The organism is Paracoccus beibuensis (assembly GCF_026162625.1).
GTDB classification, from domain to species: Bacteria; Pseudomonadota; Alphaproteobacteria; order Rhodobacterales; family Rhodobacteraceae; genus Paracoccus; species Paracoccus beibuensis.
Window position 1 is genome coordinate 24888 of the sequence record NZ_JAOTBD010000010.1, and the last position, 15243, is coordinate 40130.

Below are 15243 nucleotides of genomic sequence, written 5' to 3' on the forward strand. Positions count from 1 at the left end.
ACCTGCGCTGACCGCCCCGCCGCGCCGATCAAGCTTCGTTTTCAACGGTTCCTCATCGGCAAAGTCCCGGCAACGTTTTCACGGAACCCACTGTTTCCAGACTTTGACAAGCCATGCCTCAGGTGGCAGCACGCATCCGTGCGGTATCGAACCAGCGCCCCACGGGTCGCTGGTTCTTTCCGTTTTGGAAACCAACGCGGAGGCTGCGCAGTCTCGCAGACAGATCAGAGGCCACACAGCTTCTGAAACGGGATGAGCGCCATCGCGAAGCTTGATCTGGATGCGCGGCGCGTGCAGGTTGCGGCTGAACGTAGACGGATCAGCGCCACCGCTCGTCCTTCTTCTTACCGGCGTCCTGGGCATTATCCGCCGGTTGGCGGATGCTGCCCAGGACGCCGACGTTGTGACGATCATACCGCTTGCCGCCACTGGGTGGACGATGGAGCGGCAAGATGGAAGCGGCTGACAAGGCTGCCGAGCGATTCGGCTTCGGTGTTGAGCAGAGCGCTTGTGGCGCTGGCTTCCTCGACCATGGCGGCGTTCTGCTGCGTCACATCGTCAAGGTAGCTGACCGCGCTGTTGATCTCGGAGATGCTGAGCGCCTGGCGCTGCGCAGTGGCCGCCATTTCGGTGACGCTGGCTTCGATGTCGCGAAAGACCGAGATGATGTCGCTCAGCGCGGCGTGGGTCGCCGTGACCAGTTCAGCGCCATGCGCCGTCTGCCTGACGCTGCGGTCGATCAGCTTCTGGATCGTGCGGACGGCATCCGCCGAGCGTTGCGCAAGGGCGCGAACCTCGGCCGCGACGACGGCGAAGCCCCGGCCCGCGTCGCCCGCGCGCGCAGCCTCGACCCCGGCGTTGAGTGCCAGCAGGTTCGTCTGGAACGCGATCTCGCTGATCACGGCGATGATCTGCTCCATCTCATTGGCGCTGGCCGACACGTCGGCCATCGCGGTTCGGGTGTCGTCCATGATGCGACTGCCGTTGGCGGCGACCTCACGGGCCTTGGCGGCCATCTCCTCGGCGGCGCGGCTGCGTTGGGCGGAATCCTGAACCGCCGCGGTCATCTCATTCAACGCCGCGGCCGTCTCTTCAAGGCTTGCGGCCTGCTGCTCGGTCCGCCGGGCCAGGTCGTCGGAAGCTGCCGCGATCTCTCGGGTCCCGGTGCCGATCTGCTCGGCGCCTTGCCGGACCGAGGACATGATCGCGGCCAGCCGTTCCACCGTGTCGTTGAAACGCGTCTTTTGTGACAGCGCCGGATCGACCCGGGCCGTCAGGTCTCCGTCGGACAGGCGACCGAGCGCGTCGGCCAGAGTGTCGAACGCCTCATGATGTGCATCCTCGATCTTGCGCCGGCGGTCGTCCACCTGCTCCAGGTAGGTCGAGATTGACAGGTCGATGTCCAGAAGGGCGGCGCGGATGACGGCGGACAGGTCCTCGGCCAGGCGGTCGCGGCCCGCAGAGGTCAGCGTGCGGCGGTCATTCACCAATCCCTTGATGATGTGGTGCAACACCTGTCCATATCCGCCGATGTACCACCGCGGCTCCAGCCCTATCCGGGCATGCACCGCACCGATACGGCGGACGGACTGGGCATAATCGTCGCCGAATTCGGCAGAGAGAATGCGGTCCCAATGCTGTTGCTGGCTGTTCTTGGCGCGCTTGCCGTGGGTCTCATCGGCAAAGTGGCGGTCCAGGTGGGGGATTGTGGCGATGCGCGCATAGAGCTCTGTCAGTGCGGTTCCGACGCTTTTCTGAAGACCACCCGTCATTGTCCGCAGCCGCGCCTGCGCATCCACGTCAAGCTTCAGGAAATCAAGGCGCGCCTCAAGTTCAACCGACGAGGCACAGTTCTGATTGGTCACCGCAGGATCCTTTCGCATGACAAAAGCGGACGGGATCTGCGTAGTCCTAAATATTTAAGGCCTGCTGAACGGCGGGCGCGAATTCTTCATGTACGAAGGGGCCGACCACAGACGCGGTCAGCCCCTTCGTGCTTCCCGGCACTCGGTCCGGTCAGGCAGCCTTGGGCAACACTGCCTTGCGATCCTCGACCAGGGCCCGGTGCAGCGCCTTGATCGATGCGGACAGCGCGTCGCGTTCGACGATGAACTGCACGTCGACGGGGCGAGGGCCCTGCGTTGCGCCGATGGCCGACACGTCGGCCTCTGCCAACGCGTTCAGACCGCGGCTGAGCACCGCCAGCCCGTCCAGATCGCGCCCCACGGCCGAGGCCATGGCCACCGCCCGCGACGACACGCAGGCCGAAGGGTAACGGTCCGTCAGGTCCTTCTCGACCCGACGCAGCACTTTCAAACTGCTGTCAACGTAATGCGTGATCGTGTTGGCGTTCGACACCTTGCTGACGATGCGCACCTTGTGCCGCGTCAGCACCTCGAGGAGCGTGGCGTCATAGCCCTTGGCGCCGACCATGTCTTGTTCGAACAGCTCCAGCGCAAAAAGATCCAGGCCGGTCACGATTTCGACCGCCGGTTCCGTCGCGGGCTGATCGTCGATCAGCGTGCCGGGATCGTGCGGCTCGAACGCATTGGTGACGCGCAGGGGCACCCCCGACTGGCGCAGCGTCTTGGCGGCCTTGGGGTGGATTGCCTCCATCCCAAGGTTCGACAACTGGTCAGCAACGTCATAATTCGTGCGCCCCAGCTTGCGGACAGCGTCCTGCCCCACCAGTTTGGGATCGGCCGAGGACAGGTGGAACTCCTTGTGGATGATCGCCTCGCGCGCGCCCGTCAGGGCGGCCAGGCGCGAAAATGTCACTTCGGAGTAGCCCCGGTCGAATTCACGCATCAGACCCTCGCGGCACTGGGCATAGCCGGTGACGATCGGCATCTCGGTCTGCGGATCGACACCCTCCATCGCATCCAGGATGCGCTGGTCGAGGTTCACCTCGCCCTCGTCGCGCCAGCCAGACAGATCGACGAAGCGGGCCGAGATCCCGGCGCGCTGCAGCATCAGGGTCGTGACGAAGGCGGAATGCGCCTCGCCAAGGCCCGACAGAAGTTCGCGCGTGTGCAGCAGGTGTTCCGACAAACGGAAATGGCCATAGGAGCAGAGGCGCTGCAGGTCGATCAGGCAGTTCTTCGCCCCCAGCAGCCGGTCGCGCACGAAGGCATCGGCCCGTTCGACATCGCCCGGATGGTCCAGTACCACGCGGTGCGCTTCCAGCATCGCCTCGCTGGCGCGGTCGAGCGCGGCCAGCCAGCCATGGTCGTCCTCTCCGCTGGCGAAGGCGGCATAGACGCCCTGTTCGCCGGACTTCTTGTGCTCCAGCAGCAGGTTGGTGATGCCCCCGAAGGCCGAGACCACGAAGACGCGGCCATAGGGGTTCTGGCGGTCGCCGATCAGCACCGTGTCGCGAAGCTCGTGGACCCGCGACATCGAGGTGCCGCCGATCTTTTCGACGGTATGGGTCATGGTCTAGGCCGTTTCGGCAGCCGGGGCATAGCTGCCGTCCTCTCGGTGAACCTCCGTGCCAGTCACGGGCGGATTGAAGCAGCAGGCCATGACCAGCGTTTCCTCGGCCCGCACGGTGTGGTGGTCGTGCAGGTTCAACGCATACATCGTGCCGGGCACGATCTGGTGCGTCTCTCCGGTGGCAAGATCCGTGATCGAGCCCTTGCCCGACATGCAGTAGACGCTTTCGAAGTGGTTCTTGTAATGGAACGTGTGTTCCGAACCCGCCTCCAGCGTGGTGATGTGGAAGGAAAACCCCATCCCGTCATCAGCCAGCAGCATCCGGACCGAGTTCCAGCGGGCGTCCGACACCGAGCGGTCGGTGTCCTTGAGGTCGTGGAAATTGCGAACGATCATGTCGATTACTCCGCTGCGATCTTGGTGGTGGCAAGGACGTCACGGGCCGCATCCAGCAGGATGTCGAAGCCTTTTTCAAGCACGTCCTCGGGCGTGGTCAGCGGCGCCAGGACCTTGACCACCTGATCCTCGTTCCCCGAGGTCTCGATGATCAGCCCGCCGTCGAAGGCGCGCTTGCAAATGGCGCCAGCCAGCTCTCCGCTGCCGACATCGACGCCGCGCATCAGGCCGCGGCCCTTGAGGAAGGCGCCGGGAACCATGTCGCGCAGCTGGGTCAGCCGCGTCTCGATGATCTTCGACTTCTCGGCAAGTTCAGCCTCGAAGGCCTTGTCGGCCCAGAACTTTTCGATGGCGACGCGGGCGGTCACGAAGGCATGGGTGTTGCCGCGGAAGGTGCCGTTGTGTTCGGCCGGGCCGAAGACGTCATGGTCCGGGCGCACCAGCACCATGGCCAGCGGCAGGCCGAAGCCGGATACGGATTTCGCCATCGGCACCAGGTCGGGGACGACGCCCATGTCCTCGAACGAGAAGAACTTGCCGGTGCGGCCGCAGCCCGCCTGGATGTCGTCCAGGATCAGAAGCGCGCCGTGGCGCTTGGCAATGTCGGCCACCGCACGAACAAAGTCTACCGATGCGGCGTTCAGGCCGCCTTCGCCCTGCACCGTTTCCAGCATGATCGCGGCGGGCGCGTCGATGCCGCCCGAGGCGTCCGACAGCATCTGATCCAGCAGCGCGGCACTGTCCAGGCCTTCGGCATAACCGTCGAAGGGCACGCGGGTGACGCCCTGCGTCTCCATCCCCGCGCCGCCACGGTGATAGCCGTTGCCGGTCGCGGCCAGCGCGCCCATGGTCACGCCATGGAAGCCGTTGGTGAAGGCGATGACGTTGGTGCGGCCGGTCGACTTCCGCGCGATCTTCATGGCGGCTTCCACCGCATTGGCACCGGTGGGGCCTGTGAACATCACGCGGTGATCCATGTCGCGCGGCGCCAGGATGTGGCGCTCGAACGCGTCGAGGAACGCGGCCTTGGCGGTGGTGTGCAGATCAAGACCATGGGCGATGCCGTCGCTGCCGATATGCTCGATCAGCGCGGCCTTCATGTCCGGGTCGTTGTGACCATAGTTCAGCGAGGAACAGCCGGCCAGAAAGTCGATATGTTCGCGACCGTCGGCGGCTCGCATGATAGAGCCGCTGGCCGAGGTGAAGACCGAGGGGATTCCCCGGCAATAGGATCGCGCCTCGCTTTCGCGGCGCTCGAAAATGGCGGTGTCATTGGTCATGTTCGTCATGTCCTTGGGCATGGAACGTCCTTTCGCACGGAGTGCGTTGTCTGGAATGCTTCGAGGGCTGAAGGATCAGGCCGCGCGGGCCCGCATCGCCGCACGGGGCAGGGTGATCGTCACCATGTGCTCTGTCGCGTGGCGCCCGTCGAAATGGTCGTGGCGGGTGTAGTGGGGATCGTCCGACAGCTCTCCGCCGACATGGCGGGCCAGGCTGCGGAACAGCGCCCAAGAGGCGTCGTTGTCGCGCGTGATCGTCGTGTTCAGACGGCAGGCATCGGCGCATTCATCGCGATTGATGAGGTCCATCAACATCTTGCGGCCCAGACCTAGTCCCCGCGCCTTGGCGCTGACAGCCACCTGCCACACGAAAAGCGCGTCCTCGTTAGGGATCATGTGGCCGGAAATCCAGCCGACGATCTCGCCGTCAAGTTCGGCCACGACGCAGGTGTCGCGGAAGTGTTCGGCCTGCACGATGTTGCAGTACATGGAGTTCTCGTCCAGCGGCTTGCACTCGCGCACCAACTCCCACACTGCCGACCCGTCGGTGGGATCGGGCTTGCGCAGCGTCAGCTGGCGGGGGCGTTCGATGTCTTGCACGTCTCTGGGCATGGGCTCCCGATCCTCAGTTGCTTCGGCCATCAAACTAGTCAACCGCGCCTTCGGTTGCAACAGTTTTGACCGAAAAACGCCAGTTTTCAGCTAAGTGACCGCGATCAAAGGCCTTATTTCGGATGATGCGCACGGACGCGTGACCGCCACGGTTCGCCGGACGAAATGTTTTTGGACCTAAGCGAAGGCCGTTGCCCTTCCGACCCCAAGGCTGGCATAATGGGGCATGACCACGCCCGCCGCCATTCCACGCACCGATGCCGCCCTGATCGCGCTGCGGCGCATCCTGCGCGCGACCGAACAGTACGAACGCGACCTGGCGCAGGCGGCCCGGCTGACGCCCGCCAAGCTGCGGGTGCTGCAGATCCTGGCGGGGCGGGACGAACGTTCGGCGACGCCGACGCAGCTGTCGGCGCAGATGGGCGTCAGCCAGGCGACGGTGACGGCGCTGGTGGATCAGCTGGATAAACTGGGGTTGACCCAGCGCCAGCGGTCCAGCACCGACCGGCGGCAGTTGCACGTCATCATGACCGAGGCCGGGGCCACCGCGCTGCGCGATGCGCCCGACGCCCTGCAGCAGCATTTCGTCACCGGCTTCGAGGCGCTGCACGACTGGGAGCAGGCGATGCTGGTCGCCTCGCTCGAACGGGTGGCGGCGATGCTGAACGCCCATGGCATCGATGCCTCGCCGGTCCTGACCCTTGGTGAAATCGGGCGCATGCGCCGCTGAGTCAGCTTCCCCAGGGGCCGTGCGGGTCGTCGATGCCGTCCAGACGCTCGAACCCGTGGGCCCCGAAGAAGTCGCGCTGCGCCTGGATCATGTTCGCCGTTCCGCGCGACGTGCGCATCATGTCGAACCACATCAGCCCCGATGCCAACGCTGGCAGGGCGTGGCCAGCCCCGATCCCCTGCGACACGACCTGGCGCAGGGACGGCATCGCCCGCTCCAGCAGGTCCGCGAAGAAGGGCGCCATGATCAGGTTGCGGGCCGGATCCTCGGCCAACGCGTCGGCCATGTCGTTCAGCATGGCCGAGCGGATGATGCAGCCTGCACGCCAGACACGCGCGATGCCGGGCAGGTCCAGCGTCCAGCCGAACCGCTGCGAGGCCCCGTCGATCATCGTGAAGCCCTGAGCATAGCAGAGGATCTTCCCGGCGATTAGCGCCTGTTCCAGCACCGCCGCATCAAGCGGGCAGGGGCCGGGGGCGGCACCGAAGCGCGCCTCGCCCGCCTTGCGCTCTTCCAGGCGGGCCGAGACGTTGCGCGCCATGACTGCGGCCTCGATCACGGGGATGGGGGCGGCCAGATGCTGCGCCTCGATGGCGGTCCAGCGGCCGGTGCCCTTCTGTCCCGCGCGATCCAGGATCACGTCGGGCATGGCGGCGCCCGTATGCGGATCGCGCGCGGCGGTGACCTTGGCTGAAATCTCGATCAGATAGCTGGACAGCACACCCTTGTTCCAGCCCGCGAAGATGTCCGACATCGCGGCCGCGTCCAGGTCCAGCCCGTCGCGCATCAGGCCATAGACCTCTGCGATCATCTGCATGTCGGCATATTCGATGCCGTTATGGACCATCTTGACGAAGTGGCCCGCGCCGCCGTCGCCCATGCGGGCCGCGCAGGGCGTGCCGTCGTCGGCCTTGGCCGAGATGGCCGTCATCACCGGCGAGACCAGGTCCCAGTCGGCCTGCGTGCCGCCACCCATGATCGCCGGGCCGTGCCGCGCGCCGTCCTCGCCGCCGGACACGCCCATGCCCAGGAAGCGGAACGGCAGGTCGGCCTGATCGCGGCGGGTGGTGTCGTGGAAATCGGCATTGCCCGCGTCGATCACCAGGTCATCGGGCGCCAACAGCGGCGCAAGCGATTCCAGCTGCGCATCGACGGCAACGCCGGCCGGGACCATCAGGATGATCGCGCGGGGCGGCGCGATCGCCGCGACCAGTTCGGCCAGCGTTTCGGCCGGCACGATCCGCTGCGCCAGGTCGCCCGCATCGTCGTGGAATCGCTGCGCCACACCGGAAGTTCGATTCCAGACCGCGATGGGAAAGCCCTTCTCCGCGATGTTCAGCGCCAGCGCCGCGCCCATCGTGCCAAGGCCGATCAGCCCGATCCGCGGTTGGTTGCTGTCCGTCATGCCCATGTCTCCACCCTTGGTCGCAAATGTCGTCAAGCTGGTTACGCTAACGGCGCGGCGGTGTCACGTCGCGACGGTGCGCGGCTTGATGCAGATCAGCGTCTGGAGGCCGGTGGCGACATGGGTGCGCCGTGTGGCGGTTACGCCCCAGACATCCAGCTGGCAGATGGTCAGCGTTCGGCCTGGCTTCACGACGCGGCCCACGGCCTCCAGCCAGTCGCCTTGCGCGGGGTTCAGCAGGTTCAGCTTGAACTCGGTCGTCAGCACCTCGTGCCCCGGAGGGAACAGGGTGAAGGCCGCGTAACCGCCCGCCGAATCCGCCAGGGCCGCCGTGCCGCCCGCGTGGAAATAGCCATGCTGCTGGGTCAGCTCGCGCCGGAAGGGCAGGCGCAGGGTCACCAGGCCCGGCGCCACGTCGACGATGCTGGCCCCCAGATGCGCCATCAGGCCCTGCGCATCGAAGCTGGCCCGCAGCCGGTCGATCGTCTGGGGCGGAAGTTCCGGCTGTGACATGGTTTCTCCTCCTCTGGCGGTCAGGGCAGTGTGGCGTGGCCCCGCGGAGTGCGGAAGCCCGTTCGGGGGGGTGCGGGCATGAAAAGGGGCCCCGAAGGGCCCCCGTTTCGGTCGCATCTCCGGTCGGCTCAGCGGCGCAGGCGCTGGCCGGCCTCGATCAGCGCGGCGCCGAGGCCGATCTTGACGATGTCGCCCAACAGGAAGGGCAGGATACCCACGGCCAGCAGGCGATCCGCCGGCACGAAGGCCGACAGCCACAGCAGGCCCGGAACATAGATGGCGATGGTGCCCGCCAGCATTGCCAGCGCGCGCATGCCTATGCCGCGGCCCTGCGCCAGCGCGCCGGTCACGACCATCGACAGCGCCATGCCGATCAGGAAGCCGGTGGTCGGACCTGCCAGATACGCCAGCCCCAGCCCGCGCTCGGGCGAGCCTGCGAAGACCGGCAGGCCGGCAAGACCTGCGGCCATGTAGGTGCCCATCGCCGCCAGCCCCAGGCGGGGACCGAGCGCCGCCGCGATGACCAGCACGGCCAGCGTCTGCAGCGTCATCGGCACCGGCCAGAACGGCACCTGCGCCTTGGCGCCAAGCGCGATCAGGGCGGCCGCGCCGATGGTCAGGCCGATGGTGGCGCCAAGGCCGAATGTCGTGCGGTTGTCTCGTGCAAGAAGCATGGCGAGGTTCCCTTTCTGGTTGTTCGCGAATCGCGGGCGGCCGGGCCGCCCCTGTCTGCCCGCATCCTGTCCCGAAGCGCCCGGCTCGCACAAGACCCGGCTGCGGAGGCCGTGCGCTACGCGAAGGTTGCGACCAACCGTCGCAACTCCGCAGGGTGTCGGCCGGCGTGCCGCGAAGGGGCGCACTCCTTTACACGCGCGAGGGGCCGCTTTCCGCAACCGGGATGCAAATCAGGCGAATCGCAGAACTTTTTTAGCCCGCCCCGCCGTCCGGGGCGTCTGTTTTCCGCCGAAAAAGGGTGCTAAGACCCTGCGCCAACTGCATGCCGCGACAGAGGTTCGAGACATGGCTGACGACTATCCCAAGGTGGACCGCGTGATGGGGGGGCCTGCCGGCTGGATCTCCATCGCCTTTCCGGCGGTCCTGTTTCTGTATTTCCTGGGGCTTCTGCCGCAGATCGTGACGGGACCGCAGGTGCACGGCATTGACTGGGTGCCCTCGCTGGGGATCCGGCTCTCGGTGCTGCTGGACGGTCTCAGCATGACCTTCGCGCTGCTGATCACCGGGATCGGCACGGCGGTGACGCTCTATTCCGCGCGCTACCTTGGGCAGCATCCGGACTATCCGCGCTTCGTCTGCTATCTGCTGATGTTCATGGTCGGCATGCTGGGGCTGGTCCTGGCCGATAACATGATCTCTCTCTTCGTCTTCTGGGAGGTGACGACCATCGCCTCCTACCTGCTGATCGGCTTCAACGCCGACAGCGCCAAGTCGCGCCGCTCGGCGTTGCAGGCGCTGCTGCTGACGGGCACGGGCGGCCTGGTCATGCTGGGTGGCATGATCATCCTGGGCAACGTCGCCGGCACGTTCGAACTGTCGCAGATCCTGGAGATGGGCGACATGGTCCGCGCGCATCCGTGGTACATGGGTATCCTGCTGCTGTTCCTGGCGGGCGCCTTCACGAAGTCGGCGCAGGTGCCGTTCCATTTCTGGCTGCCGAACGCGATGGCCGCGCCGACGCCGGTGTCCGCCTACCTGCACAGCGCCACGATGGTGAAGGCCGGCGTCTACCTGATGGCGCGGATGAACCCGGCGCTCGGCAGCACCGAGGCGTGGTTCTGGATCCTGACGATCTTCGGCGGCATCACGGCGGTCCTCGCCTCGGTCATGGCGCTGCGCCAGACCGACATCAAGCAGACGCTGGCCTACACGACGCTGATGGCGCTGGGGTCGCTGACCATGTTCATCGGCGCGGGCACCCATTACGCCATCGTCGCGGCGATGACTTTCCTGGTGGTGCATTCGCTCTACAAGGCGGCGCTGTTCCTGATGATCGGTATCGTCGATCACGCCACCGGAACGCGCGACGCCACCATGCTGCGCGGGTTGCGCAAGGCGATGCCGCTGACGGGGCTGGCCGCCGCCTTGGCCGCCGTCAGCATGGCCGGCATCCCGCCCATGGTCGGCTTCGTCGGGAAAGAGTTCATGTACAAGGCGGGCCTTGGCCTGGACGGTTTCGGCGCCATCTGGGTCACCGCAATGATCTTCGCGGCTTCGGCCATGATGTTCGTGACCGGCGGCATCGTGGCGCTGAAGCCCTTCGCGGGCGATTTGGCGGAAACCCCCACGCCCGCGCATGAAGGCCCCTGGCCCATGCTGGCCGGGCCGCTTGTGCTGGGCGGGCTGTCGCTGTTCTTCGGCCTGGTGCCGGGCGTCCTGGGCCACTACCTGGTCGGTCCCGCCACCCATGCGGTCGAGGGCGAGGTGCACGAGGTTCACCTGTACCTCTGGGGCGGCGTCAACACGGCGCTGATCCTGTCGCTGCTGACTTTCCTGGCGGGCTGGCTGCTCTATCGCAGCCACGAATCCATCCGCGCCCGGCTGATCGCGTTCGAGGCGCGCAGCCCCATCGACTTCGACGCCGGCTGGGATCGCCTGCTGGACGGCTTCAAGGCCGTCGCGGGCTGGCAGACGCGCCTGATCCAGACGGGCAGTCTGCAGCGATACATGGCCGTCACCTTTGCCAGCTTCGTCGTGCTGGTCGGCGGCACCTACCTGGTCAAGGGCGCCTTCGGCGCTGGCCTTGGGCTGACCACGGCCTCGGTTCATCCGGTCCAGTGGACGGTGCTGGCGCTGATCGCAGTGGGGTCGATCCTGGTCGTCTGGACGCATAGCCGAATGACGGCCGTGGCTGCGATGGGCGTGGTGGGGATCGGCGTGTCGCTGATCTTCATCATGTTCAGCGCGCCCGACGTCGCCATCACGCAGCTGCTGGTCGAGGTCCTGGTCGTCGTGCTGGTCAGCCTGGCCATGCTGCGGCTGCCCTATCTGCCGCGCCGGTCCAAGGCGTCCTTCCGCCCCGGCCACGCCCTGATCGCGGGGGGCGTCGGCGTCGTCACGACCTTCCTGACCATCTCGGTCCTGGGCAGTCCGTTCGATCGCCGCCTGACCACCTTCTTCGAAGCCGCGTCCTATCCCGAAGCGCATGGCCGCAACATCGTCAACGTGATCCTGGTGGACTTCCGGGCGCTGGACACCTTCGGTGAGATCACCGTCGTCGCCATGGCCGCGCTGGCCGCGCTGGCACTGCTGCGTGGAACCGCCCCCCGGAAAGAGGAGAACTGACATGCAGTCGTTGATCCTGACCACGACAACGCGGCTGCTGGCGGCGCTGCTGCTGATGTTTTCCGTCTATGCGCTGCTGCGCGGGCACAACCTGCCGGGCGGCGGCTTCATCGGCGGGCTGATCGGGGCAACGGCCTTCATCCTCTATACCATCGCCACGTCCGAGATCGAGGCGCGCCGGGCGCTGCGCGTCGGTCCGTCGAACATCGCGGTCGTAGGGCTCGGCATCGCCGGACTTGCTGGCCTCTCGGCTGGCTTGGCCGGAGAGCCATTCTTTACCGGCCAGTGGCTGTTCCTGTTCGCCGAGGACGGCGGCAAGGGGCTGCCGCTGTCCACGGTCCTCGTGTTCGACATCGGTGTCTATCTGGCAGTCTTCGGCGGCATCCTGACGCTGGTCTTCGCCCTGGAAGAGGAGATCTGAGCTTGGAACTGCTGCTTGCCATCACCATCGGCATCGTCGTGGCGACCTCCGTCTACCTGATGCTGGACCGCAACGCGCTGCGCTTCCTCTTCGGGCTGGTGCTGCTGTCGAACGCGGTCAACCTGATCATCTTCGCCGGCGGCCGGCTGACCGTTGGCGCGCCGCCGCTGATCCCCGACGGGGCATATGCGCCCGTGGGCGTGGTCGCCAATGCGCTGCCGCAGGCGCTGGTGCTGACCGCCATCGTCATCGGCTTCGGCCTTCTGGCCTTCACGCTGGCGCTGGTCTACCGGACCTTCATGACCCTCGGCACCGTCAACAGCGACGAGATGCGCATCGCCGAACCCCGCGACAAGCGCGAGCTTGACACCGGCAGGCTGGGCATGGGCAAGGCCGATCCCGAACATCCCGCGACCGGGCAGGAGGCCGGCATATGAGCTGGCTTCTGGTCTATCCCATCGTCATCCCGCTGATGACGGCGGTCTTGTCCTACCTGTTCCGCAATACCCCAGCCGGGCGCTGGATTGCCGTCGCGGGCACCGCTGCGCTGCTGCTGGCCAGCCTGCTGCTGATGGCGGACGTGCTGGAGCACGGCGTCGTCGTCGCGCAGATGTCCAACTGGGAGGCGCCCTTCGGCATCACCCTGGCCGCAGACCTTCTGGGCGCGGTCATGGTCGTGATCACGGCCATCACCGGTATGGCCACCGTGGTCTACAGCCTGTCGGACATTCCCGTCCGGCTGGAGAGGATGGGCTATTACGCGCTGTTGCAGATCCTTCTGATGGGCGTCTGCGGGGCCTTCCTGACGGGCGACCTCTTCAACCTCTATGTGTGGTTCGAGGTGATGCTGATCGCCAGCTTCGGCCTTCTGGTCCTGGGCGGCAACCGAGAGCAACTTGACGGCGGCATCAAGTACGTGATGCTGAACCTCGTCTCGACCATCATGTTCCTGACGGGCATCGGGCTCCTTTACGGCATCACCGGCACGCTGAACATGGCGGACCTTCACCTTGCGGTGCGAGAGGTCCAGAACCAGGGGCTGCTGACCACCATCGCGGTGATGTTCATGGTCGCCTTCGGCGTGAAGGCGGCGCTGTTCCCGCTGTTCTTCTGGCTTCCTGCGTCCTATCACACGCCCCCCGTGGCAGTTTCGGCGATCTTTGCGGGCCTTCTGACCAAGGTCGGTGTCTATTCGCTGATCCGCTGCTTCACGCTGATCTTCGACCAGGACGTCGGCTTCACGCACACGCTGCTTCTGTGGCTGGCAGTGATCACCATGGTCACGGGCGTCCTTGGCGCGGCAGCGATGAACGACTTCCGCCGCATCCTGTCCTTCCACATCATCAGCCAGATCGGATACATGGTGCTGGGCCTGGCGATCTTCACGCCGCTGGGGTTGATGGGCGCGGTCTTCTACCTGGTCCACCACATCATCGTAAAGGCCAACCTGTTCTTCGTGGCGGGCGTGGCCAAGCGCATCGGCGGGTCCACCGACCTGTCGCGGCTTGGCGGGCTTTACGCCCATGCGCCGCTGCTGGCCTTCCTGTTTCTGATCCCGGCGTTTTCGCTTGCGGGCTTCCCGCCGCTGTCGGGGTTCTGGGCGAAATACGTGGTCGTCAAGGCGGCGCTGGACCTGGAGATGTGGATCGTGGCCGGCATCTCGCTGGTGGTGGGACTCTTGACCATCTTCTCGATGACCAAGATCTGGGGCGCGGCCTTCTGGCCCGCCCATCCCGACGGCATCAAGCCGCGCCTGTCCGACCTGCCCATGGGCGACCGGCTGGCGCTGATGCTGCCGATCATCTGCCTGGCGGCGCTGACCTGCATCATCGGGCTGTTCCCCGAGCCCTTCGTGCAGTTCGCCGAACGCTCGGCCACGCAGCTGCTTGATCCAACCGAATACATCACGACCGTTTTGGGGGTGCAGCCATGAACCTCTTTGCCATCAACATCGTGCTGGCCTTCGCCTGGGTGGCGCTGACGGGCGGGCTGACGCTTGGCGGGTTGACCACGGGCTTTCTGGTGGGCCTTGGGGCGATGTGGCTTGTCCGCCCGCTGTTCCCGCATACCGGCCACTATTTCCTGCGCCTCTACTACTGGGCGCGGCTGGTGGTGATGTTCGTCTACGAACTGGTCGTCAGTTCCCTGCCGGTGACCAAGGACGTGCTGACGCCGGGACAGTTTTCCAGGCCCGCGCTGATCGCGGTGCCGCTGAACGTGACGACCGACCTGCAGATCACACTTCTGGCGAACTTCATCTCTCTGACGCCCGGAACGTTGACCCTGGACGTGTCGGAAGACCGCAAGACGCTCTATATTCACGCGATGTTCGGGGACGAGCCAGACGCGATCCGGGCGCAGATCCGCGACCGGTTCGAGGTCTGGGTCCGCGAGGCGACGGAGTAGAACAATGACCATGATGGATTACGCAATCTTGCTTGGCTTCGCGCTGGTCATCCTGGGGGTGACGCTGGCCGCCGCCCGGCTGGTCATCGGGCCGACGCTGGCCGACCGGATCGTCGCGCTGGACATGATGACGGTGCAACTGGTGGCTTTCGGCGGACTTGCGGCGCTGCAATCGCGCAGCGCGGCTTTCCTGGACGTTGCGGTGGTGCTGGCGCTGGTGGGGTTCCTGGCCACCGTCTGCCTGGCACGTTACCTGGAGCGCCGCATCCTGCTGAAATCGGAGGAGCTGAAATGATCGCCGAACTGATCGTGTCATTCCTGATCGTCGCGGGGGGCGTGTTCTGCCTGTCCGCAGGCCTTGGCGTCCTGCGCCTGCCGGACGTCCTTACGCGGATGCATGCCTCGACCAAGGCGGGCACGTTGGGGTCGGGCCTGATCCTGATCGCCGTTGCCGTGGTTTTCGCCGAAGGCACGGTCATCGCGCGCGCCGTGGCGGCGATCCTGTTCCTGCTGCTGACGGCACCGGTTGCCGCGCACCTGATCGGACGGGCGGCGTTCCGGACCGGCGTGCCGATGATCAAGTCCACGGCCTGCGAACCGGGCGTTGCCGAGGCGCTGCGCGGTCCCAACCCGCCCCAGCCGCCGCGCTGAAGGGCAGGCGCATCAACAGGGCTTTTCAAACTGGTCGCTTGGGCGTAGTTCTTTCCGATTGGCGGACGAACCGCCTGATTTGAAAGAGCTGAAT

General features: G+C 66.0%; 16 protein-coding genes. 8 read left to right on the top strand and 8 right to left on the bottom strand.

All coding sequences use genetic code 11. From position 1 onward, the window contains the following. Positions 1 to 410 precede the first annotated feature (410 nt). The 5 genes from OC159_RS08795 to ectA all read right to left on the bottom strand — a co-directional run bounded on the left by OC159_RS08795 (position 411) and on the right by ectA (position 5723). Positions 411 to 1865, bottom strand: coding sequence for a globin-coupled sensor protein (locus OC159_RS08795; RefSeq protein WP_265500775.1), 1455 nt, complete (start codon positions 1863 to 1865; stop codon positions 411 to 413). A 151-nt stretch (positions 1866 to 2016) separates the two neighbouring features. Further along, positions 2017 to 3435, bottom strand: coding sequence for an aspartate kinase (locus OC159_RS08800; RefSeq protein WP_265500776.1), 1419 nt, complete (start codon positions 3433 to 3435; stop codon positions 2017 to 2019). A 3-nt stretch (positions 3436 to 3438) separates the two neighbouring features. Then, the gene (locus OC159_RS08805) at positions 3439 to 3831 is read right to left on the bottom strand and encodes an ectoine synthase (protein ID WP_265500777.1); all 393 of its coding nucleotides are present in this window, start codon (positions 3829 to 3831) and stop codon (positions 3439 to 3441) included. A 5-nt stretch (positions 3832 to 3836) separates the two neighbouring features. Further along, a complete protein-coding gene (gene ectB, locus OC159_RS08810) occupies positions 3837 to 5132 on the bottom strand; it encodes a diaminobutyrate--2-oxoglutarate transaminase (protein WP_265500778.1) in 1296 nt (431 codons plus the stop codon). A 54-nt stretch (positions 5133 to 5186) separates the two neighbouring features. Next, positions 5187 to 5723 carry a diaminobutyrate acetyltransferase gene (gene ectA, locus OC159_RS08815; protein WP_265500779.1) on the bottom strand — a complete coding sequence of 179 codons (537 nt, stop codon included), beginning with the start codon at positions 5721 to 5723 and terminating at the stop codon, positions 5187 to 5189. 226 nt (positions 5724 to 5949) lie between these two features. On the opposite strand from ectA, the gene OC159_RS08820 reads away from it, so the two are divergent. After that, the gene (locus OC159_RS08820; protein ID WP_265500780.1) at positions 5950 to 6453 is read left to right on the top strand and encodes a MarR family winged helix-turn-helix transcriptional regulator; all 504 of its coding nucleotides are present in this window, start codon (positions 5950 to 5952) and stop codon (positions 6451 to 6453) included. A gap of 1 nt (position 6454) precedes the next feature. On the opposite strand, the gene gndA is transcribed toward OC159_RS08820, so the two are convergent. The 3 genes from gndA to OC159_RS08835 form a co-directional block, all read right to left on the bottom strand. Beyond that, a complete protein-coding gene (gene gndA / locus OC159_RS08825) occupies positions 6455 to 7858 on the bottom strand; it encodes an NADP-dependent phosphogluconate dehydrogenase (protein ID WP_265500781.1) in 1404 nt (467 codons plus the stop codon). A gap of 63 nt (positions 7859 to 7921) precedes the next feature. Then, positions 7922 to 8371 (bottom strand): PaaI family thioesterase, encoded by a 450-nt coding sequence (locus OC159_RS08830; protein WP_265500782.1) that lies wholly within the window; start codon positions 8369 to 8371, stop codon positions 7922 to 7924. A gap of 128 nt (positions 8372 to 8499) precedes the next feature. Further along, positions 8500 to 9045 (bottom strand): biotin transporter BioY, encoded by a 546-nt coding sequence (locus OC159_RS08835; RefSeq protein WP_265500783.1) that lies wholly within the window; start codon positions 9043 to 9045, stop codon positions 8500 to 8502. 346 nt (positions 9046 to 9391) lie between these two features. On the opposite strand from OC159_RS08835, the gene OC159_RS08840 reads away from it, so the two are divergent. From OC159_RS08840 to mnhG, 7 genes are read left to right on the top strand one after another with little or no spacing between them, the layout of a single operon-like run. Beyond that, a complete protein-coding gene (locus OC159_RS08840; RefSeq protein WP_265500784.1) occupies positions 9392 to 11671 on the top strand; it encodes a putative monovalent cation/H+ antiporter subunit A in 2280 nt (759 codons plus the stop codon). Position 11672: 1 nt separating this feature from the next. Then, positions 11673 to 12092, top strand: coding sequence for a Na+/H+ antiporter subunit B (locus OC159_RS08845; protein ID WP_265500785.1), 420 nt, complete (start codon positions 11673 to 11675; stop codon positions 12090 to 12092). 2 nt (positions 12093 to 12094) lie between these two features. Then, entirely contained in the window at positions 12095 to 12529 is a 435-nt protein-coding gene (locus OC159_RS08850; protein WP_265500786.1) for a Na+/H+ antiporter subunit C, read from the top strand. Then, the gene (locus tag OC159_RS08855; RefSeq protein WP_265500787.1) at positions 12526 to 14025 is read left to right on the top strand and encodes a Na+/H+ antiporter subunit D; all 1500 of its coding nucleotides are present in this window, start codon (positions 12526 to 12528) and stop codon (positions 14023 to 14025) included. Before OC159_RS08850 ends, OC159_RS08855 begins: the two co-directional genes overlap by 4 nt. Further along, positions 14022 to 14498: a Na+/H+ antiporter subunit E gene (locus OC159_RS08860; RefSeq protein ID WP_265500788.1), complete on the top strand. Its 477-nt coding sequence runs from the start codon at positions 14022 to 14024 to the stop codon at positions 14496 to 14498. The genes OC159_RS08855 and OC159_RS08860 overlap by 4 nt, the downstream gene beginning before the upstream one ends. Before the next feature lie 4 nt (positions 14499 to 14502). After that, entirely contained in the window at positions 14503 to 14793 is a 291-nt protein-coding gene (locus tag OC159_RS08865; protein WP_265500789.1) for a monovalent cation/H+ antiporter complex subunit F, read from the top strand. After that, on the top strand, positions 14790 to 15149 hold the full coding sequence (mnhG, locus tag OC159_RS08870) for a monovalent cation/H(+) antiporter subunit G (RefSeq protein WP_265500790.1): 360 nt from the start codon (positions 14790 to 14792) through the stop codon (positions 15147 to 15149). The genes OC159_RS08865 and mnhG overlap by 4 nt, the downstream gene beginning before the upstream one ends. Positions 15150 to 15243 lie beyond the last annotated feature (94 nt).

Coding starts and splice junctions, on each gene's coding strand:
- OC159_RS08800 (WP_265500776.1), bottom strand. CDS start 3,435: ATGACCCATACCGTCGAAAAGATCGGCGGCACCTCGATGTCGCGGGTC.
- OC159_RS08805 (WP_265500777.1), bottom strand. CDS start 3,831: ATGATCGTTCGCAATTTCCACGACCTCAAGGACACCGACCGCTCGGTG.
- ectB (WP_265500778.1), bottom strand. CDS start 5,132: ATGCCCAAGGACATGACGAACATGACCAATGACACCGCCATTTTCGAG.
- ectA (WP_265500779.1), bottom strand. CDS start 5,723: ATGCCCAGAGACGTGCAAGACATCGAACGCCCCCGCCAGCTGACGCTG.
- OC159_RS08820 (WP_265500780.1), top strand. CDS start 5,950: ATGACCACGCCCGCCGCCATTCCACGCACCGATGCCGCCCTGATCGCG.
- gndA (WP_265500781.1), bottom strand. CDS start 7,858: ATGACGGACAGCAACCAACCGCGGATCGGGCTGATCGGCCTTGGCACG.
- OC159_RS08830 (WP_265500782.1), bottom strand. CDS start 8,371: ATGTCACAGCCGGAACTTCCGCCCCAGACGATCGACCGGCTGCGGGCC.
- OC159_RS08835 (WP_265500783.1), bottom strand. CDS start 9,045: ATGCTTCTTGCACGAGACAACCGCACGACATTCGGCCTTGGCGCCACC.
- OC159_RS08840 (WP_265500784.1), top strand. CDS start 9,392: ATGGCTGACGACTATCCCAAGGTGGACCGCGTGATGGGGGGGCCTGCC.
- OC159_RS08845 (WP_265500785.1), top strand. CDS start 11,673: ATGCAGTCGTTGATCCTGACCACGACAACGCGGCTGCTGGCGGCGCTG.
- OC159_RS08855 (WP_265500787.1), top strand. CDS start 12,526: ATGAGCTGGCTTCTGGTCTATCCCATCGTCATCCCGCTGATGACGGCG.
- OC159_RS08860 (WP_265500788.1), top strand. CDS start 14,022: ATGAACCTCTTTGCCATCAACATCGTGCTGGCCTTCGCCTGGGTGGCG.
- OC159_RS08865 (WP_265500789.1), top strand. CDS start 14,503: ATGACCATGATGGATTACGCAATCTTGCTTGGCTTCGCGCTGGTCATC.
- mnhG (WP_265500790.1), top strand. CDS start 14,790: ATGATCGCCGAACTGATCGTGTCATTCCTGATCGTCGCGGGGGGCGTG.